Origin of the sequence: Pseudomonas fluorescens (genome assembly GCF_019212185.1) — a bacterium.
Classification (GTDB): domain Bacteria; phylum Pseudomonadota; class Gammaproteobacteria; order Pseudomonadales; family Pseudomonadaceae; genus Aquipseudomonas.
The window spans coordinates 2,367,551-2,387,323 of the sequence record NZ_CP078138.1; the positions used below are offsets into that span (position 1 = coordinate 2,367,551).

The following is a 19,773-nucleotide window of genomic DNA, read 5'->3' on the forward strand; positions in this document are numbered from 1 at the left end:
GAGCGGTTAGGTGCGTGGGGTGATGGGGGCTTGTTCGCGGCTGAAGAGTTGGTCGTGCTTTTCCGCGAAGAGGGTGATCTTGCCGCCGGAGCCGACGTGCATCGGCGTGTCCAGGCTGGTGTTCTCGCTGCGGGTACCGCGCTTGGTCGGCACCTTGTAGTCGAGCTTGTGCTTGATCTTCACCTGGCTGGACTCGCCGATCTGGCTGAAGTCCAGGGTGATGACCAGCTTGCCGGCCTTTCCGTGGTCGACTACACCGGAGGCCACTTCAGACAGGGCGTAACCGATCTGGCTGGCGAAGGCACCGCCGTTCAGCTCTTCGAGAAATTCGGCGGTATCTGTTGCAGTTGGCATTGCGATTACCTCGGGTAGGCGCCGCCCTCCGTGACCGGATGCGGCAGTGGGGTGGTGGAAGTTTGTGAGTAGGTGCGTATGATTTGGTGTTTCGAACTAGCCAGGAGGCTTTATGTCGTTTTTTCGAGCTGCACAATGTTTCGCAGCAGCCCAAGATGCACTCACACCACCGCTCCCTTACAGCAATGCGGAAGCTGTTAAGCACGCATTTAGCGAATGCTCCGAAGGCTTGTCCGGCGTGCCGCGCTCGGAGCTTGATCAGCAAGCTCTGGAGTGGGTCTCTCAGCTAGATTTGCTGATGGATTATTCAGAGATTGCTGTGCCTCAAGGTAAGGGCGGTCTTCCTGCAAAGGCAGAACTGATTGGCGAGGCGGATCAGAAACTGCTGCTGCAGTTGGTGGGTGATTTGCAGGCTTGGTTCAGTGCCGCGAACAAGAAGCCTATCTAAGAAGGGACTCCGATTTCGTCTTCCGGCTCGCTTGGGCCGTCGTGGAGTTTGCGAAGGCTCTGTTTATGGAATTCACGCGACACCTCTTCGGTAATAGCGAAAGGTGTCGTGACACAGCGAAGCATAGCGGCAGCAGTCTCGAAGTCCGCAGCAATCACGTTGCGCTGCAGGTTCTGATACACCTCTTGCTGGTTGTTGAATCCGTGCTCTTTCATCAAGCGCTTGAGGTCAGGCATGAACACGCCGGCGACTTCAACTGTGAACCGGCCGATGCCTTTCTTGGCATTGTCGGCGGCTTTCTTCTCGCGCTTCTTGCGGTGCTTGATGGCTTCCGCCGTCGCCTGCTGTACCGCGGCCATGGCCTACCTCTTCAATTCCGCAGGCTGGTATCTCCAGCCATGTTTGTCGTTTGCGCTGCTGGATACGAGCTAAGCGACGCATGAGGTACAGCCCTGGCGTGCTTTCGGGTAGTCGATGCCATGGGCAGCGATGATCCGCTCGAAGGCTTTGTTGCCGATGGCCAGCCTGCCGCAGCACTGGCGCCGGGTGATGCCCAGCTCCAGATACGCTCTGATCCGTTCTGCAAGCCTCGCATCCCGGGCCGCCATCTGCTCCAGTCGAGCGGAGTCATAGGCGCCGCTGCGCTCAGGCTTTTGATAGGAAAAGTCGTAGTCATTGGACAGAGTGAGCAGCTTGCGCCGGTTGATGCCGGTCAGTTGGTGCACCTCCGTCTGGGTCATCGTCTCTGCCAAACCCTTGATCCGCTCGACCAGAGCTGCCTTTACCCTGGCACGCTCTTCGCGCTCGATATCGCGCTGCGTGATCCGTTCGACTTTGATCGGCGCCGCGGCGCGCCGCCTCGGTGCTGATCGCTTGATTGGTTCCGGGTCATGCCGGATTGGAGGAGGGGAGTACGTGAAAGGAGCCAACTCCTGAATAGTCCCTCCTGCTTTCAAGAACGCCTCGACATTGCTGTTCAGCTCCGCACTACGCGAGGCGTTCATTTGGATCATGCTGAGTTCGTGGCTGATATGGATATTCATGCGGCGATCCCCAAAACCCTGTTCATCCGCTCGTCCAGGATTTCGTAGAAGGTTTTCACCCGTTCGGCGAGCTTGCGGATCATCGCTTCGTCGCGGTACACGCGCTTTACGAAGAGGGGCATGCCAGGCCAGTAACTGATGAAGTCCAGCCATTCACGCTCGGATACCCACAGACCGCCTTGGCACTGGGCGACGTGCTCCTTTGGCACTTCGCCATTCAAAATCACGCCGACCTGAAACTTGGGCAGTTTGGTCTTGATTTCGGTGAGGCCCTTGTCGCCAACCAGTGCGTCAGGGGAGTACCCGATTCCATGGTTCAAGATGATCCCTACTGACCTGGTCTTGAGGCTTTCTCGGTCCTCATACAGCCCGCGCGCGACTCCCTCCAGCTCATGTCCCCGGATAGTGGCCTTGGTCTGGAAAGGAATCTCGGCAGCCTCTTCGGTGATGCGTTCGCCGATTAGCTGATCCATGTAGGTGAATGCGGCCACGCCGAAACCCGCCTCGCCTTTGCCAGCGACCAGCAGGCAATCCAGCTCGGAGCAGGTGATGATGCCCAGGCGAAGAGCAAGCCACTCAGGTGTGCCCTGATCGATATCAGTGATAATCTGCATTTTGTGTCTCCAGGAGCGCTGATTCGTGCTGCTTGACTGACTTGCTGAGCATCCCCAGCACCTGGTCGAACGCGGCCTTTTCCACCGCAGACGGCGTGCCGTGAATACTGGCGAATGCAGCCTTGGCTTTGTCGCTGCAGCGCTCTAGCAGCATGGCCAGTTGAGTTGCCTGAACCGAGGTAACGCGCGGCGTCACAACGGCGCCGTTACCGTCATCGTCCTCGCCGGTGGTGGTGAAGTTGAGAAGGGCGCCGGCTGTGTAGCGCTTGCCGTAGCTCACGCTGGAGGCCACGGCCTGGACGCCGTTCTTGCTGCCGCTGGTGTCTGCCGGAAGCACGAGCGAGGTTGTTTCGCGATGGCCGGCTCTATGGCTCAGAACGCCCTCGACCTCAATGCCCCGGTCGTTGCGTGGAGTGCGGAAGGTGATCGCGAACCCATGGCGGGCGAGCACCGGCTTGATCACCTCATTGATGTCTTCCCAGAGGGCGTAGGTGCTCTGGATACGGCCGTTTTTGTCCTTGATACCACCGCGCTCTCCAATGACTGGCAGCTCTTCCTGCATGGCTGACAGCGCTTCGTCGTATTGCTGCTTGGCCTGCAGCGCATGAATGTTTTGGTGCATGACCATCAACCGCTCCATCTTGTCGATGTCTGCGGTTGGGGACATGGCTACCTGCTGGATGATCTGCAGGATGGTGACCGACTCGGCGGCTACCGCCGGCGGCTGGGAATGAGTTTCGACCCTGGCTACATGGCTCATGGCGGTTACCTCAGAAGTTGATGGTGATATGGGGGATTTCGCGGCGCGCGATCTTCAGAACAATGGTTTTGGCCAGATCTTCAGTGATGTTCAAGGACATCAGCGCCTCTTTGGCAGCGCCCATGACCTTCACCTTGTGCGCCTGGTCGGCTTCGCGCAGCTTCTCCTGCCGCAGTATTTCGTCGGCCGCCGCCTGCTGTCGGGCGACTTCATCTTGGCGGGCGCGCTCCACGGCCTCAGCCTGGCGGCGTTCGGCATCAATGCGTTGTTGCTCGGCGCGCTGCTCCGCCTCGATCCGCTGACGTTCTGCCTGTTCAGCCTGAAGCTGCAATTGCAGGCGCTGGTTCTCGGCATCCTGTCTCTCCCGCTCGGCGGCATCGATCAGGGCCTGCTCGCGCTGAGCCGCTGCTTCACGATCGGCCTGTGCCCGCTGTTCGGCCTCAACGCGGGTGCGCTCGACGGCCTCACGGGCAATCGCTGCCTCACGGTCTGCCTTGGCGCGGGCTTCGGCCTCTTCGCGGAGGCGGGCCAGTTCGGCTTGCTCAGCTTCGTACCTGGTGCGCTCGGCGTGTACGGCGCGAAGCTTTGCCAGCGTCTGGTCCTTCACTTGGGCAGCTTCGGCTAAGAACTCTTCCCAGCTTTCGTCGATTGCGACCAGCTCCAGGTCGGCAATAATCTGGGCGACCTGCTCGGCGCGCGGTGCTCCCTCGAAAACAGCCAGATCCTTGATCCGTTGAATTCCGTCGACGTGCGCGTCGGTCCGGGCCAGCTCTTTTTGCTCCCAATCCGTCAGTGGCTGGCGGGTGGCGTCTCGCAGGGTATCCATCTTGGTGACGAACTCCCGCAGCTCAGCCTCGACCACCTTCGGCATTTCCTTCAGGCGCTTCAGGTAATCGCGGCCAGGCTTTTCCACAGCCGTTTTCGATTTGCTGACCTTGGCGGCGAGAGAGGCGATACGGTCGCGACCCTTGCGAGTGGTCAGGTCCGGGACCTCGGCGGAGACTTCCGCCTGTACCGCGTCGAAGAACCGGCCAAGGCCACCGGTGACGTATATGACCGGAGCGTTGTCGGCGTTGATGTCGTCGATGGTGATGACTTGCTGTTTTGCGGACACGAGCGAATCCTTGCCGCGATGCACGCAGCGTTTGAAGGTGTTGGTTATTGGGTGAGCTGGCCGGAGTAGGCGCTTGCCAGCATCCAGGCAATGAAGAGGAGAAGGGTGATGGCTGAGCCGCGCCAGAAGCAGTAGCGCTTGGCGCGCTGGTAGGAGGTCATTTTGTAGCCTCCTTTTCCTGCTTAGCCTTGATGGCGCAGTCGGCATGCTGCACTCGCCAACTGCCAAGATGACGCTCGAAATGGCCGGCGCCCGCTGCAACACTGCCGTGGCAGCGATAGCAGATGCCTGGGTGCTTGTTTCTCATGTCCGCACCTCATAAGCGACAGTCCACTCACCGCACAGGCAGGCCCGGCAGCTCCAGGCATGCACATTCGGGATGCCCGCATCGTGAGCCAGCGAAAGGGCGCCCAGCCACTTGGTGTGGGTGAAGGCCAGGATCATGCGGTCGGCGGGCAGCTCTTCGAGCTGTTCGTCGATCAGCGTTTTAACCGGTGGCGTACTCATGCGAACTCCTTTCGCTGCCTGCAATGCTTCAGCAGACGCTGGCAGTAGTGGCTGAACTCTTCGAGGGTGATCAACTGGTCGGTCATTAGGTTGGTGATGATCTGCTGGACCAGAACGCTGTTGTCGGGCGGGCAGTCGGGATACTCAAGACCCGCCAGGGCCTCGTCGATCAAAATGTAAGGGCTCATAGGTCACCGTCCACATCGTCTTCTGCCTCTTCACGCTGGGCGGTTGCCGCATCGGCGGCGTGCGGCCGGAGCAGGTCGGCTGCGATTTCCTCGAGCCGCTCGATCAACCGCTCGCTGCCCAGCAGGTATTTGGCATGGGTGCGGCAATCGCTGCTACTTCCAACTACCGAGCTCAGAACCAACTTGGCGAACGAGTCGCGATCATCCAAGCCGTCAATTTGGCGCTGAGTCAGGTGCAGTTGCAGGTGAGTGGCGTATTCCGCCGCGGTCACCCTCTGCACCGGACCAAGCCGGCGCTTCCACGTCACATCCGACCCGCACACCAGCTGTTCAGCGGCGCTCTCAAGCCATTCGCGCTGGTAATCCTGCTCGCTCACCGCCGAAGGCAACTGCGCGTCGTAGTTGAACTGACAAATCTTCAGTGCTGCATTCATGGTCGCCTCCAGGGTGGCGGGTATTGATCCAACAAAACTCGGCTGCACTCATCCATTCCGCTGGTTGCCGATGGGCGCGGAGGGGAGTGCATGCGGGTGGTGTCGGAGGGTATAAGTGGGAATACGATTTCAATAAGGATGTTTCTATGTCGTTGCTGGATCTTGATTCGATCTCGAGGGCTTTGCCTCACCCCTGGAAGTCCGCTGTGATCGGGCGGGTAGGGGATTCCAACATCAAAGTTCTTCGTATGGATGAAATGCCCTCTGTCGCCGAGGTTCATGACTACACCGAAGGCTTGTTAGTCATCTCTGGGCAACTGTTGCTAGGCGTTCAAGGTGACGTGATCACCGTAGGGGCAGGGCAGATGTACCTGGCAGAAGCCGGTGTCCCTCACGAAGTGTTGCCTGGAAGCCACGGGACCTTAGTCATAGTGGATGTTTGATAGGTAGCAGGCGCCCGGCACTGCCCGGGATGTGTCGAGTCTGGCCAGCTATGCCCTCGGACTCGCCTGCGGTGTTCGTCTTCGCTTTGGTTGGGCCTACCTTTCGGCTGATGCGCGGTCACATCGTCGGCCCTACTGTCCGCTGCCTGTCATGGTATTGGGCGCAGCCTTCAGGCTTGCTGCGCCGAGCAGGTGAATCGATTACTGGTACATGGCTGCGAATCCTCCGTGCGGTGTGGTTGTGGGAGTACGGGGGGCTGCGTTGCGCGGTGCAGAATCGTCCGCATCGGGGTGTGATCTGGCAGGTGCCAATCTCTGCATCAGCCCTGTTCATTGCTCGGACTTCGCTGCGTGGAAGCTCGCTGCTTGGCGGCAGGATTCAGATCACACTCCGATGCGGCCTGGTGCTGGGGAGTACCAGGGCATCGGGAAGGTCTCCAACCTTCTGACGGGGTCTCTGATTATTTAGATTGCCGTAGGCCCGTGAAGCGGCAATTTCGTTGAGGCTTTCGCCATCCCGCTGCCCACTCAGTGAATGGGCAGAAGTGATGCCTACGGTTTGTCTTTCGGTTTGCCGAGCATAAGCGCCAACAAGAGCAGCGCGACCAGTGCCAGGTCACCAGCCATTGAAAGGATGCCACTAGCCGATTCGACGAATACGACCCCGCCGGCGAGCCCGTAGGCAGCCAGCGCGCACATTTTGTTGCTGAGCCTGCCGAACATGGTGAATCCTCTGGGTTGGGTTGCATCCCGCTGCACCCTGTCGCCAAGGTGCAGAAGTGATGCTGTCCACCGTGGCCCGCTGCTGGCGGCAGTCACCGGCTTGAATCAAATGTGGTTGCCTGTTTTTACAGGGCCAGGCTCCCTGTTTCCTCGCTTTCCACAGTCGAGTGAAAGCCATATGCTCCGACCTCCACTGTCGAAACAAGGAACGTAGTGATGGCGCAATATCTAGTGCGGGTTGAGCTTTTCGGAGCGAATGGTGAAGGCTACGAAGACCTTCACGAAAAGATGGAGGCGCTGGGATTGAAAAGATCAGTTGTCTTCGATGATGGGAAGACGTATGCGATGCCTATAGGCACGTATTTTGGTAGCAGCAGTCTTGATTCGGGATCATTGAGGGACAAAGTTAGGATCGTTTCAAAACCTCTTTCACCAACCAAGGAAGCAGCTATTTTTGCGTGCCAGGTTCAAGATCAGCATTGGTCTGCTTTTTTGTATCAGGCTTGAAGCGGACCGCCAGCTTTGCCTTCTCCTTTCGGGACGCTTTCAACGGCGTGAAGCCTTAGTACGCCCATAGCAATTTTGAAGGCAGCATCGAAGCTGATGCTGTCGTCATCCGCAATCCTCTGAACGATTTCATCAATCTGTTTCTCTTGGGCCTCATTCATCGTCTTGCTCCGGTTGTTTTCCCAATGCACCCGTCACCAGGTGCATCAGTGAAAAGGCCAGTTACTTGTGCGCCTCTGGGTCTTTCAGGTGCTTGTCGAATAGCTTCTTGTGTCGTCTAGCGAAGCGGGCAAGTCGCGCTATCAGGAACAGCGTTATCGCTGCGATTACGAGCGGATAAAGCCGAAAGCCGACCACGATTGCGAGAGGACAAACAAGCAGAAGAAAGAGGGGTAGGACGACAGCCAAAGAGCCGTCAGATATCTTTTCCCCATCACCTTTCTGGTATGGATAAGAGGTCGAATCCCGGTCCCTCGTATACCCAAGCCGCCTCATTACTGCGAAAACAAGCGGGTTGCATTCGACCCGACTCTCATCATCGTCAATCCAGTTCCAGGTCAACTGCCAGACCTTGGATCCGACGATCAAGGCGATCCAGGCAATAGCCAGAAGAGCCCCAATCACCAGTGCCACCCCTTCGGGCTTTAAGTTCAGTTCCATTTGTTGACTCCCGTGTAATTTCCCTGATGCCCCTCGTGAGAAGGGCATCGAGGAAATCTGTGTTGCCGTCTCGCTACGCTTATCCGGGTCATTCTCCAGTTCGGTAGTCCTCGTCCGCCGCAGGTTCTCCCTGCGTTTCCCTCCAGCGCCAAAGTCACTCCCGTGGCGGTAGGTCAGATCAGATCGCCGGTCTCCAGTAGAGGCGTAGCGGCCAATCGTTAGTTTTTGACAGAGCCTTTGCATCGGCCCTCCCTGTCCTTGCCGGACAGGCGGCCCCGCTGTTATTTCCGCAGCGGGATCGTGTTCTGAATTTTTAAAGAGCGACTCCGAATCGGAGCGGACCCTTTGGAGGCCCTTCGCAGTCCCTGTAGCGCTGCGATGGATGTAGTTAACCATCGGTATATTTTAACGTCAATACCGATGGTTAATTTATTTTTTGATTGGCGTGCGTTATTCTTTTGGCGTTGCTGGATGGATATACAGTGTCTGGGGAAAGGATATGAGCAGGGCGCAGAAGGCTAAACCAGCAGTACGAGCTGAAATGTCCGGAGTGGAGCGTTTGGGGCTACGCATTTCGTCAATGATCAACTCGCCGCGCGCCCAAGAGAGGTGCTCGGTGCTAATTCATCGCATGGATACGGATCAAGATGCCGAGTGGGACGAAGTCCTGGGGCAGATAGCGGAGACGGACGGGGTGTCTATGGTTTTTCAGGATGATGGCGGGGTTCTACTGGAATGGGAGGCACCAAACGAAGAAGATCGGGTGCTTGAGATGGGCGAGGTCGAAGCCGTAGAGGAGGCGCCGTTCTAGTCGGTCGATAAGTAGGCTACTCTCAGCCAAATTTAAATGTGATAATAGCCTTGAGAATTGATGGCTGCATGCCATCATTATATGCTGCAACTGTAATCAATCCAGGAGTCTCTCCTCAGTGTTTTCCGAGAAAGAGATAAAGGCGCTACTCATTGACTGGCTTTTTGATAAAGGCATGGTCAATGACGCGGTTATCATTAATGAAATGGTTGTCGCCAACTGGTCTCGTCGAGCAGATATAGCAGTTGCCAATGGTCGGCTTTATGGCTTTGAAATAAAAAGTCACTTTGATACGCTTAAGAGGCTGCCTGGACAAGTTGAGTCTTTTCAAGCTCATTTTGATAAAGTAGTAGTAGTTGCCGCGTCTAAGTTTATTGGCTCGATAGAGCGCGATTATCCTGCTGAAATAGGAATACTTGAAGTTTATGAGGTCTCCGGACGTGCAAGGATTCGGCAAGTCCGTGCTGGGCGCATTTGTGAAGTTAAGGATGTGCTCAAGCTGACAAGCCTTATAACTAAGTCTGAGCTTGAAAAATATCTCAGGAAAGTTGGGGTGTCAGTACTGCCTGGAATGCTTAGGTCGGAACTTGTTAGGGCGTGCGGCACGAAGGCCAGTAAGAAGTTACGGGCGTATGTTTTGGCATGCATTAAGGGCAGATATAATGAATCCTTTACCAATTTTCTAAATGGGCGGCAGTCCAGCACAACTGAAATGTGCTTAGATCTCCTCAGTAAAAGTGCAACAATCAGGGTGGGCATTGAGCGTCAATCGGCTTTGTATAGTGCCGATTACAAAAAGTCTCCTCGAGTAGAAAAGAAAATTGATTTTTCGATGTTGGGCGAAGGGACTGAGGCGCTTGGATTTGAAATGCCCCAGTCGGTATTAATTCGTCGGCGGAGTTAAAAATCAAAGTCGTCAAAATCTTCTTCGTCTGTCTGACTTTCACTGTTTAACTCAATCTGCCTGCTAATATGCATGTTGACTCGCGCAGCGATCCATGATGCCGGAGTTTTCATTTTGTCGATTTCGCCTCTCGAGGCTTGCACTATTTTTTTAGCTCCCCATGTATCATCATCTAATATTTCGGGGAATGCCTCAATAAGATCTTCGGCTGCTGAGATATAGCCCTGTGAATTAGTTTCTGAGCGTCGTTCAAAAACCCAAGCGTCATTGAGTGCATAGTCGATTCTAGCGACAAATCTTCCGCCTGCAGAAGTTGGATACACTCTTGAATGGATTGAGCCGTGGTCGCCATAGATAACAGCCTCTCTACCTATCGCTGCGTGAAGCTTAGTTTCCATAATGTCGATTACGCCGCTTCTGCCTTTGCTATTTGCGTCAATAAACGGCATTACCGATGATGGGAAGCTAGTTGATGCGACGCTTATAATTGCACTGTCTACTTCGTCTCTGATGGAGTTGATCAATGTTACTGTCCCGGCTAACGAGGCGTGGAGCGTATCTCTGATGTAGCCTGCATCGATTATTATTAATGCATTGTCAGAAGAGTCTAGTGCTGATAATGCTGAAATAATATTGTTGATTTGATCGCTAAAGCTGTTGATCTTAAAAATAACTTTTCCAAGGCCTTCATTTTCGAATGCGCGAGCTTGTCGAATTACTTGAGATATTTTTGATTCTTCTGTTATTTGAATTACAGGTATAATTGGATGGTTGATTTCTTTTATGAAATCTCTCCATTTTTTGAAGTTTGAATCAGGGTCTCTTAGTTCAAATACATCTTTGGTTAGATGGTTTGGGTCCGATGTAAGGTCTAGCGCGAAGGGTCGTCCGCCAGATGCTGCTATAACCTCTCTTAGGGATGTTTTGGTGTCTGTTTGTCGCGGCCAAATACCGAGAGTGAACAGTGGGATGATTGCATCCTTGCACGTATCGGAAAGCTCGCCGAACCCTTTTACTTCTGCGGGCCTAGTTCTCAGGTTGGGATAATAGCTGTAATCATTAAAATTAATTGTCATCTAGCATATCCTCAGAATCTATCTTGGGCACTTCGGCAGGGGGCTCTGAAGAGCTTTTATTGGTCGATGGCGTGCGTCGTCGGGGCTTTGCTGCGACTTTCGTGGTAGTAGCTATCACGTACGAGCCGATTTCAGTGAGTCTGTCGTTGGCGTACTCAAGTTCGCCAACCCTTGCGGTCAGCTCTATCGATTTTTGCGCGTGCTCAACTACTTCGTGGCTTAGTTGGCCGTTTATATGCATTAACTTCAAGCAAAGTCGAGTCAAAAATATGCCAATCAATATCGCTGATATCCATCCCGATAGACTAAGCCATAAAGATCTATCTCCGGAACTCGAGTAATAGACAGACAAAGCAATACCTGCTGCCCCCAGGAAGACACCGATAACCCCGTAATAGAATCCTGCAAGCGATACGCTGTCAGAATGTGATTTGTTTCCATCAGACAATTTGACTCACCATGTCCTGAAACTCAAAAATTATTCCAGCTCATTAGGCCTTCCGTGCATTCCAGATCATCAACACCTTGGCGTGGATCGTAACGTCCTCAATCCTGGCTACTTGGTCCTTGTGTTTTGCGTTGTCCGAAATCAGCCAAAAGCGCTCCGAATCCATAACCTGCACTCGTTTTATGTACAGGTGATCAAGCCAAGTCAGCACGTAAATACCGTCGCCCGCGAACTCGTTAACCCCTTTGTCTACGATCAGCGGGTCTTTGTCGTTGATGGTGCCTTCCATGCTCTGGCCCCAGCCGGTAATCATGGCGAGTGAGTGAGGGGAGGTGTAAGAGATGTTTTTCTCGCGCAGCACGTCTTCGTGAATGATGAGGTTGCGAACGACCTCGTTGTAGTCGCCCGGGACTTGACCGTGACCCATCGAAGCTCGGACATCGTATTGGCGAATCACGATCTCTCCCGCACGCGCCTTTAGTCCTGAAAAATCCGCCTGAATTACCTTGCCCTGGGCCTCGCTGGCCGCCGTGAGCGCTGCCGCCGCGATCTTCTCTTGCGCATCGGCGTCGAGATTCTTGCCCGCATGCTTGCGGATCATCTCCATCACCTTCTCGGCTGCGCTAGCCCCGCCCTTAACTGGGGCGCTAGTCAGTGATGCGATCTCATCAGCTAGGCGCGGGCTGAACGCCGAAACAGGCTCATCAAGCATGCGTGCAAGTACTGCGGCGAACTTCGTATTCAGGGGGTTGATGCCCTTGAAGTAGAGGTTCACGGCAGCAGGCGTCATTCCCGCCTCATCGGCAATTTTCTTTTGGCTGAGCTTCAGCTCGTTCTTCTTCGAGAGGAACAGGTCGTGCGCGGCCGCGCATTCGGCGATCAGCTCTGGCGGGAGAATTCGTTTCTTAGTCATCGCGCGAATTTATACCAATGGTTAAAAATAAGAAGAAACCATCGGTATTGATTAAAAATTAACAGATGGTTAATATTGGCCTCATCTACAACCGAGGCACGACCATGAATGAGACTCCCCTCGACAAGTTCGTGGCTGACAAAGGGCAGTCCGAAGCCGCAAGACTTCTTCGGGTAACTGCCCCAGCCATTCACAAAGCCCTTTCTGCGAAACGAGATATCCGCGTGCTTGAGCTTCCTGATGGGAGTTTTGAGGCGAAGGAACAGCGTCCGTTTCCCTCCCAAAAATCTGCCGCTTAAACCAACTTCAATAGCCAGGAGCACGACCCGTATGTACATGGACCCCAATCAAAAGCGCGCCATTCCGGTGAAGGTTCGTTTCGAACCTGTGCTGGATCGGATCCTGCGCAAGGCCGCCACAAAAACTCGCATGCAGCACGCGACCTACCTCTACGAAATCATCGAGTGGGCTGTTGCCAACGGTGTGATCGACGAACTCATGCAGGACAAACAAGAAGATATCGCGGGGTGAAGCCCCTTTGGAGGGCCGAATGACCGTAATTCTTGAAAAGCTGCCGCCGGCTCACAGGCAAGAAATCCAGCGATTGATGAACAACAACGGCTGGAGCCTTGAGCGGGCATTGAACGAAATGGTGGAAGCGTCCATTGCAGCAGGGGCGCTTTCGGTCGTTGGGCGGAGGAAAGCCAAGGTGCTTCAGTTGGTGACCCCAATAAGGGCCTCTTGCAGGGACTCTTCCGGGTAGCCGAGAGGGCCTCTACCAAATTCGAGACAAAGAGTCAGAGAGGAAAATGGGATGACAAGTGAAGAGGTACAGAACGAAATCAAGCTGATCTTTGCGCGGGCTTGTGCGGAGTCGCTGAAAGAAACGGCCGGCTCAATCCTAGCCATGGGGGATGGTGAACGAGAGGAAGCAGCAAAGGCTCATGGGGCAGCCTTTGCTTCTGCGTTTGTATTTGTTTCGGCCCGCTTCAGAAGCGGATGTTCAGCGACGCAGGCGGAACGGGAGCATACGGGCCAGTCGAGTAGTACTCCCGAAGCTGAGCCTCAATAGCCCTCAGCGCTTCCTGGTCAACCTTAATGCCTTCACTTGTAAGCGTGATCAGCGCTGACGGGAACTGCCCGCCAGCTATCAAGGCATTGAGCGTATCGCTTGCAAGCTGCTTAGAAGATTTTTCAGTCATGTCCGGCCTCCTAGGCCTTTTCGAGTGGAATCAAAAAGCTACCACAGATGCGCCGGACACCTATAACGCCTGAACTGCAGGCACAAAAAAGCCGACGGTCGAGGTCGGCTCTTTCAACAGCTGTAAAACTTGTGGAGCAAATCATGCACCATCAAACCGAATCGATCAATACCCCTGCCAATGTCGCGACACGTTTTGTGAAGTTTGAAAACGTGTCGCTTACCTACGCGCGTTCCCTGCTGGTCCGGAATTCCTGACATGCAATTCACCGTGACGATCAACCAGGCGAAAGCACTCGAGTGGGGATTGAATTCCCAGCAGGCGCTGCTGTTCGCGTTCGTCTACGGCTGCCCAAGTTGGGCGAAAGCGATGAAGACTGATGACGGTATTTTCTTTGCATTGAGCAAGGCCAAGATCGTCGAGGAGTTGCCTCTGCTGACCGACAAGCCAGACACGGCCTATCGCATGCTGAAGGCTTTGGAAGAGGCCGGTCTGATCGAGCTTTCCAGCACTTCAAACATCACTCTTTTCCGTCTGACCAGCAAGGCTGCCGAGTGGAACAAGAAACAGGATGGGTCGGAAAAATATCCGACCCCACCAGAGAACAAGGGTCGGAAAAAAATCCGATCTACCTCGGAAAAATCTCCGAGCAAGGTCGGAAAAAAATCCGAGCGAGGGTCGGAAAAATATCCGACAAATCAGGATACCAATAATCAGGATACCAATCAGGGTACAGGTCAGGACTTGCAGACAGCCCCGGCTGTGCCGTCGCAACCCGCCGCACTGGTCCTGATTTCGAGTGATACACCGCGGTGTGAAATCCCGATGGACATGCCAGGTCCGAAAGACCAGACCTGCAAAACGTTCAAGGCCTGGGCCAACTACGCGATGGCCTATCGGAAACGTTACGACGCATGGCCGGTGTGGAACGCGAAAGTCGCGGGGCAGGTAGGTCAGTTGGTTGACCGCCTTGGTGCCGGCGTTGCCCACCACGTCGCTGCGTACTTCCTGACAATCGACGACTCACGACTCATCAACGGCTGCCACGGCATCGGCGACTTGCTCGTCAAGGCTGAGGCCTACCACACCCAGTGGGCTACCAATCGCCGCATGAACTCGACCACTGCCCAGCAGATCGAGCGCAAGCAAGCGAACCTCACCGCTGGCATGGACGCTGCGCAGCGGATCATGCAGCGCGCGGGAGGGCAGCCCAATGAATTCCTTTGAGCGCATGGCGCCTGACCAAATTGCGCGCCTGACCTTGGCGATCACGGCGACGGCGGAAGTACTGGGGCAGACCATTACCTCCGAAGCCGCCGAAATGATGGCTGATGACTTAGCTGACTATCCGGCCGAAGCGGTCGCTGGCGCGCTCAAGGCCTGCCGCCGGGAGCTGACCGGCAAGCTGACATTGGCCGCCATTCTTCAGCGCGTTCAGGCTGCAGACGGCCGCCCAGGCAAGGACGAGGCATGGGCCATTGCCATGACCACCAATGATGAATTCGAAACCGTGGTGCTGACTGATGAGATCCAGCTGGCTCTGGCCGCGGCGAAGCCTGTCCTCGATGCCGGCGACAAGATCGGCGCACGCATGGCCTTCATCAGCGCTTACGAGCGATTCGTGGGCCAGGCCCGGGAAGACGCGAAGCCGGTCAACTGGCACGTCTCCGTGGGCTTCGACGCCAACCGTCGAATTCAGGCCGTTACCAAGGCGATGGAGTTGAAGCGCATTCCGCGTGAGCACGGCCAGAAGTATTTGGCAGACCTGAGCATTGGGCCCGTCACCGATGACGGTCGCGCAATTGCCGGCCTGCTGACAGGAACAGTCACCCAGCCAGCACCGGCCCTTCGCAAAAAACTCGAGCTGGTGAAGAACTCGATGCTGGAAATGCGGAAGGCCAGCGCTGAAAGGAAGACCGAAATGCGGATTGAAGCGGCCAACGAGCTGGCGGATCGCCGGGCACTGCTGATCAAGCAGGCCCAGGAATTGGAAGCGAAGAGGGCGGCGCAATGACCGACTACACCGAACTGAAGCGTGCAGCTGAGCGAATAGTTGAAGTCCAGACATCGCAGGACGTACCCATCGGCATCCTGTTTGATGAGTTTGAAGCATTGGCAAGCCCTGAGGCAGTCCTGGCCCTGATCGCAGAGAGCGAGCGACTGAACGCAGAAAACAAGCAGTTGATCCTACTGGAGTGCTACGGAGGCACGGCCCAAGCAGCGATAAATCTTCTCGCCGAGCGCGACCAGCTCAAGGCTGAACTGGAAAAGGCTGAGCTGATTGGCCGGATCGCATGCAACTTCGACGGCTACAAGGCGGTGCTGGATGAGCGCGATCAGCTCAAGGCCGAGAACGAGGAACTGGCAACCGCAATGAGTGAGATCCTGCGCGTAACCCCGATGGGTCTTGAAGCCTTCGGCATTGCAGCGCTGGCACTGGGTGAGCTGGGCGTGAACAAAGAGGTGCAGTCATGACCGACAAGATCAGCGTCAACTGCCAGGCCAAGCTCTCCGAAGCCATCACCTGCCTGACCTCCATGTTCCGCGACAAGAAGTTCGTCGTGGTTTCCCTGCGACCAGGCAAGGACCGCACGCTCGACCAGAACGCTCTGTGGTTTGCGATGTACGACCGTATCGCCAAGTCCACCGAGATGGGCGACGTGGAAGACGTGCGCCGGTACTGCAAGCTCCACATCGGCGTGCCGCTCATGCGCGGCGAAGATCCTGAGTTCCGTCAGGGCTGGGCGGAGTCATTCGTGCACCTGGACTACGAGGTAAAGCTGCGCCTGATGGGGCCGTGCGCGATGTTCGGACCGGACGGCTTCCCCGTGACCCGCTTGTTCAATCGCGCCCAGGGCGGCATGTACACCGACCGGATCGTCGACGAGTTCGGGCCGAAGGGCGTGCACTTTGCCGATCTGCTGAGCGAGGTGGCGGCATGATCCCCAAGCAACCACGTTCGAAGACATGCAAGAACCCAGCGTGCAGGGCCTCATTCGTCCCGCAGCGCCTCGGCCAGGCAGTGTGCAGCTACACCTGCGGCCTGGCCATCAAGGACGTGAACCAGGAGAGGGCGCGCAAGTCGCTGGCCCAAGTTGAGCGCCGGGAGATCAAGGTCCGCAAGGAGAAGCTGAAGAGCAGGGCGGATCACATGCGTGAGACGCAGGTGGTGTTCAACGAATTCATTCGCCTGCGGGACGCCGCTCACCCGTGCATCAGCTGTGACTCGGTTTCCACCGATGATGGCTTGATCACCGGCAGCCGCTGGGACGCCGGACACTATCGTTCCGTTGGTTCGTGCCCAGAGCTGCGCTTCGAGCCGCTCAATGTGCACCGCCAGTGTGTTCGCTGTAACCGCAATCTGTCCGGTAACGCCGTGGAGTACCGCATCCGCCTGGTGCAGCGCATCGGCGCCGAAGAGCTGGATTGGTTGGAAGGCCCTCATGAGGCCCAGCGCTACACCGTCGAAGAGTTGAAGGCCATCAAGGCCAAGTACCGAGCAATGACCAGAGAACTGAAGAGGGCTGCAGCATGATCTACCGTAACGTGATTTCCGCAGTAGTCCGGGCCTTGGCCTCTGAAACCATCAACTCCGCCGGCGGCTGCGACTTTGAGCCGAAGGTGCAGTGTGCCAAGCAGAAGGGGGAGATCGTCGGCAAGGAGGTGGCCTTCCTGACTGACTGCTGGGTGTTCGGGCGGCTGCACAAGTCGCTGTCGCCGGCGCACTGGCGGGCACTGGTCGCGAAGTACTCCACGCACGAAGAGCGCAAGCACGGCGCTATTCTTGAGCTGCTGAATTCGGTGAAGACGCCGGCGCCGAAACGATTCCGGGAGTGCGCCGTGCTGACCTGGGCTATTCCGCAAGTGGCGGGGACCGAGGGTAAGCGTTCTGCCGCGGTCCTGCCAGCAGCCTGGTACGACATCACGAACTGGGACAATGACGGCAAACCGGAATCGACCCGGTACCGGTGGCGGTCGTCTATCCGAAAGGCGCTCGATGACCAGGTGAACGAGGCGCTGACTGCGGCACAAGAACTGCTCGATGCTGAAGGCCTTATCGAAAGTTGCGCGGCGTAGCAAAAAGCCATTGCTATGAGTGAGAAAGTGAGAGAGTATTTACCCATCCTGTCGATCTTGCGCGTTGAGGTTGCACAGTAAAGCGCGGCAAGATGTCGGGCTTTTTTATGTGAGGCAAAGGAAAATGCGGACTCTCTTAATTCTAGGAATGTTGCTCTCGCCTTTGGCGCTTGCCGACATGATCGAGCCCTCACATGACTGTAATCAACCAGACGTTCCGTTTGAGTTTCAAGATCAGTATGAGCGTGAACAGTTCCAGGCTGATGTGGACGAGTACAAATCCTGCATAGCTGAATTCGTAGAAGAGCAGCAAGACGCCATTCGAAAGCACAACTCTGCAGCAGATGATGCTATTGAAGAATGGAACTCGTTTGCCCGATCGACATAATCGTTGCACCAGTTTCATAGCCTCGCCAATGTGCGGGGCTTTTTTATGCCTCAAATTCAACTGTTGCCAGGGCAGCCTTCGGGGTACCTGGACGTCGATAGCCGGATAGTGCGACGTACGGAAACAACACCGGCAGCCCGCGCACCCTTACCTCACCATGCTGTCAGGGTGGCGCGAGACTGGATCAGCGAGACCGATGCAATAGGGCGTCGGCGCTGTGAATGTCTTTGGCTGGCAGCGTGGGAAGACACGCGCACCTATTCAGGGCCTCTGCATACGCAGGGGCTTTTTCGTATCTGGCACCCACGCCATTGTCTTTGCTCCGAGCGGATGAGAGAGGCGGGGAGTGCTGGACCTATTCTCGCTCTCCCCGAAAGGGAGGAATCCGGATGCCGCCAATGCCTGAAAAACCAGACACCTGGCTCATCGCCATGGCCTGGCTTAGCCAGCATGCCCCGATGTTCTATGCGGCGGCGCTGTCTTGCTGGATCGCCTTCCTGCGCGTCATCTACGGCGGCGGTGGAAGGCGGCAAGCCCTGCTTGAGTCCTGCCTGTGCGGTGCGATCACAGCCGGGGCGTTCCCGCTGCTTGAGTATTTCAACCTCCCATCGAGCCTTGCAGCCGCCGTCGGCGCTGTCATTGGCACCCTCGGCGTGAAGAAGGTTGCCGCCCTGGCTGACCGATTCACCGATTTCAAGTTGCCCAAGCGGCAGGAGTGACCCATGCAACTGATCGACAACTGGAAACAAGCGCTGAGCATGACCAGCGTTCAGGCGGGTGGTGCGATTGCTGCCCTGGGTATCGCCGAGCAGCTGATGCCATCGCTTCAGGCCGTGCTGCCTCCGATGGCTTACGGCGTGCTGGGCCTGCTGGTGATGATTGCTCGGGTGATCCTGCAGCCGAAGCTGACCAAGTAGTCCATCGCCGAATTTCCCCAAATCAGCCTGTGCGCAGGCCGGAGGCTCTATGAGTACTGAATACCAAGTTCGCCCTGTAACCCGATATGTAGTGACCCGCTACGAAGCCACGTCGAGCCGTCACGGATCGCTGACTGGCGCTTCGTCCAGTGTTATCGGTGAATTCGTCAACGGGCACATTGCAGATGATGTGGCTGACGGGATGGTCGCCAAGGACATTGCTGCTGGAATCGAATCGAGCCGGTCGCGACATGGTCTGTCGCTCGGCGAGGTTCTATCCGGCAGCCGGGTCGAGTAACCAAATCCGCGACACGTTTCGCGAATCAGCAAACTGTGTCGCGATTCCTGGTCCAGAGTCAGAGCTTTCCCTGCGTTTTTAGATTGGAAAGCAGTTGATAGAGCTTGTTGAACCGACCTTTGAGCTCCTCACCGTGGGTATTCAGGAAAGCATCGAATTTTTCCTTGTCTTCGTGGGCAATAGCCTCTTCTCGAATTCGGAAACCTTCTGGTTGGGCGGTAAAAAGGTCGCGTTCAATCTCAATGGCTTGCTTGTCACGAGCAAGCAGCGTTTTAGCCAAAAAAATGGATGAGTCTATAACCCGATGGAGGGGAAGCTCCTCCGACTGACGGGACCACTGCTCCTTATAACGCATGATCTTTAGCGAAACCTCATTGGCGCTCCACTGTGAAATCCCTATCGAGAGATATCTGGCGTCGGTTTTGTCTCTACGCCAACCATCAAACTGCTTGTATGGCATGGCATAGACGGGCTGGTGATCGAGATGCTTAGGTAGCGGTGGTGAAACGGCGTAATTGTCCTTCGATGCAAACTCTTCAATGGGCATGGATACGAGCCTATGGAAAGGGGGCGGTGTGCCGCAGGTGAGTGCGGCACGGGTTGATCAAGCAGGTCGATTGATCATGTCGATAACGGCGACGATATCGAAGGCAGTGCGGCTTTCATGGCTATTGCCCTGGAAGTTCACAGAGCCAGTGTTGAAGAGGTTCATGATCAGGCCGCAGCTGAACGTGAACTGGTGCTGGGTCGCAGTCGGGTGCCTTTCTACAACGTCAGGGTGCTTCTGCCTGATTATGTTGATGAGAAAATCCGGGTTATTGCATTTTATAGGCATGTTGCTTACTCGTTTGGCTGAAAGAAATGCGCGAGCCAAAGAGCGCGACAATTGGAGAGCCCTCCTTGGCCAGTCACTGCTAAATAGTGGCACTTGGACATAATTTCAA

At 55.8% G+C, this 19,773-nt stretch carries 35 protein-coding genes; 19 read left to right on the plus strand and 16 right to left on the minus strand.

Going from position 1 to position 19,773, the window contains the following annotated elements; genetic code table 11:
• Positions 1–6 precede the first annotated feature (6 nt).
• The gene (locus tag KW062_RS10790; protein ID WP_105754698.1) at positions 7–354 is read right to left on the minus strand and encodes a hypothetical protein; all 348 of its coding nucleotides are present in this window, start codon (positions 352–354) and stop codon (positions 7–9) included.
• Positions 355–466: 112 nt separating this feature from the next.
• Between KW062_RS10790 and KW062_RS10795 the strand changes: the two genes are divergently transcribed.
• Positions 467–802, plus strand: a complete 336-nt coding sequence (locus KW062_RS10795; protein WP_105754697.1) for a hypothetical protein — start codon at positions 467–469, stop codon at positions 800–802.
• On the opposite strand, the gene KW062_RS10800 is transcribed toward KW062_RS10795, so the two are convergent.
• From KW062_RS10800 to KW062_RS10835, 8 genes are all read right to left on the minus strand, one after another.
• Positions 799–1,161: a hypothetical protein gene (locus tag KW062_RS10800; protein ID WP_105754696.1), complete on the minus strand. Its 363-nt coding sequence runs from the start codon at positions 1,159–1,161 to the stop codon at positions 799–801. The two genes, KW062_RS10795 and KW062_RS10800, sit on opposite strands and share 4 nt — an antisense overlap.
• Positions 1,162–1,230: 69 nt before the next feature.
• Entirely contained in the window at positions 1,231–1,845 is a 615-nt protein-coding gene (locus tag KW062_RS10805) for a hypothetical protein (RefSeq protein ID WP_105754695.1), read from the minus strand.
• Complete coding sequence (locus KW062_RS10810; protein WP_105754694.1) at positions 1,842–2,459, minus strand: lambda exonuclease family protein; 618 nt, start codon at positions 2,457–2,459, stop codon at positions 1,842–1,844. Before KW062_RS10810 ends, KW062_RS10805 begins: the two co-directional genes overlap by 4 nt.
• Positions 2,443–3,219, minus strand: coding sequence for an ERF family protein (locus tag KW062_RS10815; RefSeq protein WP_105754693.1), 777 nt, complete (start codon positions 3,217–3,219; stop codon positions 2,443–2,445). The genes KW062_RS10810 and KW062_RS10815 overlap by 17 nt, the downstream gene beginning before the upstream one ends.
• 10 nt (positions 3,220–3,229) lie before the next feature.
• The gene (locus tag KW062_RS10820) at positions 3,230–4,333 is read right to left on the minus strand and encodes a hypothetical protein (protein WP_105754692.1); all 1,104 of its coding nucleotides are present in this window, start codon (positions 4,331–4,333) and stop codon (positions 3,230–3,232) included.
• Positions 4,334–4,636: 303 nt separating this feature from the next.
• Complete coding sequence (locus KW062_RS10825; protein WP_105754691.1) at positions 4,637–4,840, minus strand: hypothetical protein; 204 nt, start codon at positions 4,838–4,840, stop codon at positions 4,637–4,639.
• Positions 4,837–5,028 carry a hypothetical protein gene (locus tag KW062_RS10830; protein WP_105754690.1) on the minus strand — a complete coding sequence of 64 codons (192 nt, stop codon included), beginning with the start codon at positions 5,026–5,028 and terminating at the stop codon, positions 4,837–4,839. The genes KW062_RS10825 and KW062_RS10830 overlap by 4 nt, the downstream gene beginning before the upstream one ends.
• Positions 5,025–5,462 (minus strand): hypothetical protein, encoded by a 438-nt coding sequence (locus KW062_RS10835; RefSeq protein WP_105754689.1) that lies wholly within the window; start codon positions 5,460–5,462, stop codon positions 5,025–5,027. Before KW062_RS10835 ends, KW062_RS10830 begins: the two co-directional genes overlap by 4 nt.
• Before the next feature lie 146 nt (positions 5,463–5,608).
• On the opposite strand from KW062_RS10835, the gene KW062_RS10840 reads away from it, so the two are divergent.
• Entirely contained in the window at positions 5,609–5,905 is a 297-nt protein-coding gene (locus KW062_RS10840; protein ID WP_105754688.1) for a cupin domain-containing protein, read from the plus strand.
• A gap of 552 nt (positions 5,906–6,457) precedes the next feature.
• Here KW062_RS10840 and KW062_RS10845 read toward each other — a convergent pair.
• Positions 6,458–6,628 carry a hypothetical protein gene (locus KW062_RS10845; RefSeq protein WP_177433260.1) on the minus strand — a complete coding sequence of 57 codons (171 nt, stop codon included), beginning with the start codon at positions 6,626–6,628 and terminating at the stop codon, positions 6,458–6,460.
• A gap of 216 nt (positions 6,629–6,844) precedes the next feature.
• Here KW062_RS10845 and KW062_RS10850 point away from each other — a divergent pair, with 216 nt between their 5' ends.
• Positions 6,845–7,135 (plus strand): DUF2622 domain-containing protein, encoded by a 291-nt coding sequence (locus tag KW062_RS10850; RefSeq protein WP_105754687.1) that lies wholly within the window; start codon positions 6,845–6,847, stop codon positions 7,133–7,135.
• On the opposite strand, the gene KW062_RS10855 is transcribed toward KW062_RS10850, so the two are convergent.
• Together KW062_RS10855 and KW062_RS10860 are read right to left on the minus strand one after the other, a co-directional pair.
• On the minus strand, positions 7,126–7,296 hold the full coding sequence (locus KW062_RS10855) for a hypothetical protein (RefSeq protein WP_158261844.1): 171 nt from the start codon (positions 7,294–7,296) through the stop codon (positions 7,126–7,128). The two genes, KW062_RS10850 and KW062_RS10855, sit on opposite strands and share 10 nt — an antisense overlap.
• A 61-nt stretch (positions 7,297–7,357) precedes the next feature.
• Entirely contained in the window at positions 7,358–7,795 is a 438-nt protein-coding gene (locus tag KW062_RS10860) for a hypothetical protein (protein WP_105754686.1), read from the minus strand.
• Positions 7,796–8,294: 499 nt separating this feature from the next.
• Here KW062_RS10860 and KW062_RS10865 point away from each other — a divergent pair, with 499 nt between their 5' ends.
• Positions 8,295–8,606 (plus strand): DUF1654 domain-containing protein, encoded by a 312-nt coding sequence (locus KW062_RS10865; RefSeq protein WP_105754685.1) that lies wholly within the window; start codon positions 8,295–8,297, stop codon positions 8,604–8,606.
• A 118-nt stretch (positions 8,607–8,724) separates the two neighbouring features.
• Positions 8,725–9,510, plus strand: coding sequence for a sce7726 family protein (locus KW062_RS10870; protein WP_105754684.1), 786 nt, complete (start codon positions 8,725–8,727; stop codon positions 9,508–9,510).
• Here KW062_RS10870 and KW062_RS10875 read toward each other — a convergent pair.
• Both KW062_RS10875 and KW062_RS10880 read right to left on the minus strand, forming a co-directional pair.
• The gene (locus tag KW062_RS10875) at positions 9,507–10,586 is read right to left on the minus strand and encodes a beta family protein (RefSeq protein ID WP_105754683.1); all 1,080 of its coding nucleotides are present in this window, start codon (positions 10,584–10,586) and stop codon (positions 9,507–9,509) included. The genes KW062_RS10870 and KW062_RS10875 overlap by 4 nt on opposite strands.
• 491 nt (positions 10,587–11,077) lie before the next feature.
• Complete coding sequence (locus tag KW062_RS10880) at positions 11,078–11,947, minus strand: LexA family transcriptional regulator (RefSeq protein WP_105754682.1); 870 nt, start codon at positions 11,945–11,947, stop codon at positions 11,078–11,080.
• A gap of 104 nt (positions 11,948–12,051) precedes the next feature.
• Between KW062_RS10880 and KW062_RS10885 the strand changes: the two genes are divergently transcribed.
• Genes KW062_RS10885 through KW062_RS10895 form a run of 3 tightly spaced genes read left to right on the plus strand, consistent with a single transcriptional unit; the run spans position 12,052 to position 12,710 of the window.
• Positions 12,052–12,246: a Cro/CI family transcriptional regulator gene (locus KW062_RS10885; protein WP_105754764.1), complete on the plus strand. Its 195-nt coding sequence runs from the start codon at positions 12,052–12,054 to the stop codon at positions 12,244–12,246.
• A gap of 31 nt (positions 12,247–12,277) precedes the next feature.
• On the plus strand, positions 12,278–12,478 hold the full coding sequence (locus KW062_RS10890; protein WP_095111155.1) for a hypothetical protein: 201 nt from the start codon (positions 12,278–12,280) through the stop codon (positions 12,476–12,478).
• Positions 12,479–12,497: 19 nt separating this feature from the next.
• Complete coding sequence (locus tag KW062_RS10895; protein WP_095111156.1) at positions 12,498–12,710, plus strand: hypothetical protein; 213 nt, start codon at positions 12,498–12,500, stop codon at positions 12,708–12,710.
• Between the two features lie 226 nt (positions 12,711–12,936).
• Here KW062_RS10895 and KW062_RS10900 read toward each other — a convergent pair whose 3' ends face one another.
• On the minus strand, positions 12,937–13,149 hold the full coding sequence (locus KW062_RS10900; protein WP_105754681.1) for a hypothetical protein: 213 nt from the start codon (positions 13,147–13,149) through the stop codon (positions 12,937–12,939).
• Positions 13,150–13,407: 258 nt separating this feature from the next.
• On the opposite strand from KW062_RS10900, the gene KW062_RS10905 reads away from it, so the two are divergent.
• From KW062_RS10905 to KW062_RS10950, 10 genes are all read left to right on the plus strand, one after another.
• Positions 13,408–14,376, plus strand: a complete 969-nt coding sequence (locus KW062_RS10905; protein ID WP_105754680.1) for a phage replication protein — start codon at positions 13,408–13,410, stop codon at positions 14,374–14,376.
• The gene (locus KW062_RS10910) at positions 14,363–15,163 is read left to right on the plus strand and encodes a hypothetical protein (RefSeq protein ID WP_256350973.1); all 801 of its coding nucleotides are present in this window, start codon (positions 14,363–14,365) and stop codon (positions 15,161–15,163) included. The genes KW062_RS10905 and KW062_RS10910 overlap by 14 nt, the downstream gene beginning before the upstream one ends.
• Complete coding sequence (locus tag KW062_RS10915; protein WP_105754678.1) at positions 15,160–15,624, plus strand: hypothetical protein; 465 nt, start codon at positions 15,160–15,162, stop codon at positions 15,622–15,624. The genes KW062_RS10910 and KW062_RS10915 overlap by 4 nt, the downstream gene beginning before the upstream one ends.
• Positions 15,621–16,091 (plus strand): hypothetical protein, encoded by a 471-nt coding sequence (locus KW062_RS10920; protein ID WP_105754677.1) that lies wholly within the window; start codon positions 15,621–15,623, stop codon positions 16,089–16,091. The genes KW062_RS10915 and KW062_RS10920 overlap by 4 nt, the downstream gene beginning before the upstream one ends.
• Positions 16,088–16,684 carry a recombination protein NinG gene (locus KW062_RS10925; RefSeq protein ID WP_105754676.1) on the plus strand — a complete coding sequence of 199 codons (597 nt, stop codon included), beginning with the start codon at positions 16,088–16,090 and terminating at the stop codon, positions 16,682–16,684. The genes KW062_RS10920 and KW062_RS10925 overlap by 4 nt, the downstream gene beginning before the upstream one ends.
• A complete protein-coding gene (locus KW062_RS10930) occupies positions 16,681–17,226 on the plus strand; it encodes a hypothetical protein (protein WP_105754675.1) in 546 nt (181 codons plus the stop codon). The genes KW062_RS10925 and KW062_RS10930 overlap by 4 nt, the downstream gene beginning before the upstream one ends.
• A gap of 124 nt (positions 17,227–17,350) precedes the next feature.
• Complete coding sequence (locus KW062_RS10935) at positions 17,351–17,614, plus strand: hypothetical protein (RefSeq protein WP_256350974.1); 264 nt, start codon at positions 17,351–17,353, stop codon at positions 17,612–17,614.
• Positions 17,615–18,003: 389 nt separating this feature from the next.
• The gene (locus KW062_RS10940) at positions 18,004–18,333 is read left to right on the plus strand and encodes a phage holin, lambda family (protein WP_095169214.1); all 330 of its coding nucleotides are present in this window, start codon (positions 18,004–18,006) and stop codon (positions 18,331–18,333) included.
• Between the two features lie 3 nt (positions 18,334–18,336).
• A complete protein-coding gene (locus tag KW062_RS10945) occupies positions 18,337–18,531 on the plus strand; it encodes a DUF7940 domain-containing protein (protein ID WP_105754674.1) in 195 nt (64 codons plus the stop codon).
• A gap of 49 nt (positions 18,532–18,580) precedes the next feature.
• On the plus strand, positions 18,581–18,829 hold the full coding sequence (locus KW062_RS10950) for a hypothetical protein (RefSeq protein WP_105754673.1): 249 nt from the start codon (positions 18,581–18,583) through the stop codon (positions 18,827–18,829).
• A gap of 58 nt (positions 18,830–18,887) precedes the next feature.
• Here the strand turns inward: KW062_RS10950 and KW062_RS10955 are convergent, their stop codons facing one another.
• Positions 18,888–19,376: a DUF6530 family protein gene (locus tag KW062_RS10955; protein WP_105754672.1), complete on the minus strand. Its 489-nt coding sequence runs from the start codon at positions 19,374–19,376 to the stop codon at positions 18,888–18,890.
• A gap of 117 nt (positions 19,377–19,493) precedes the next feature.
• On the opposite strand from KW062_RS10955, the gene KW062_RS10960 reads away from it, so the two are divergent.
• Complete coding sequence (locus KW062_RS10960) at positions 19,494–19,685, plus strand: hypothetical protein (RefSeq protein ID WP_158261843.1); 192 nt, start codon at positions 19,494–19,496, stop codon at positions 19,683–19,685.
• Positions 19,686–19,773 lie beyond the last annotated feature (88 nt).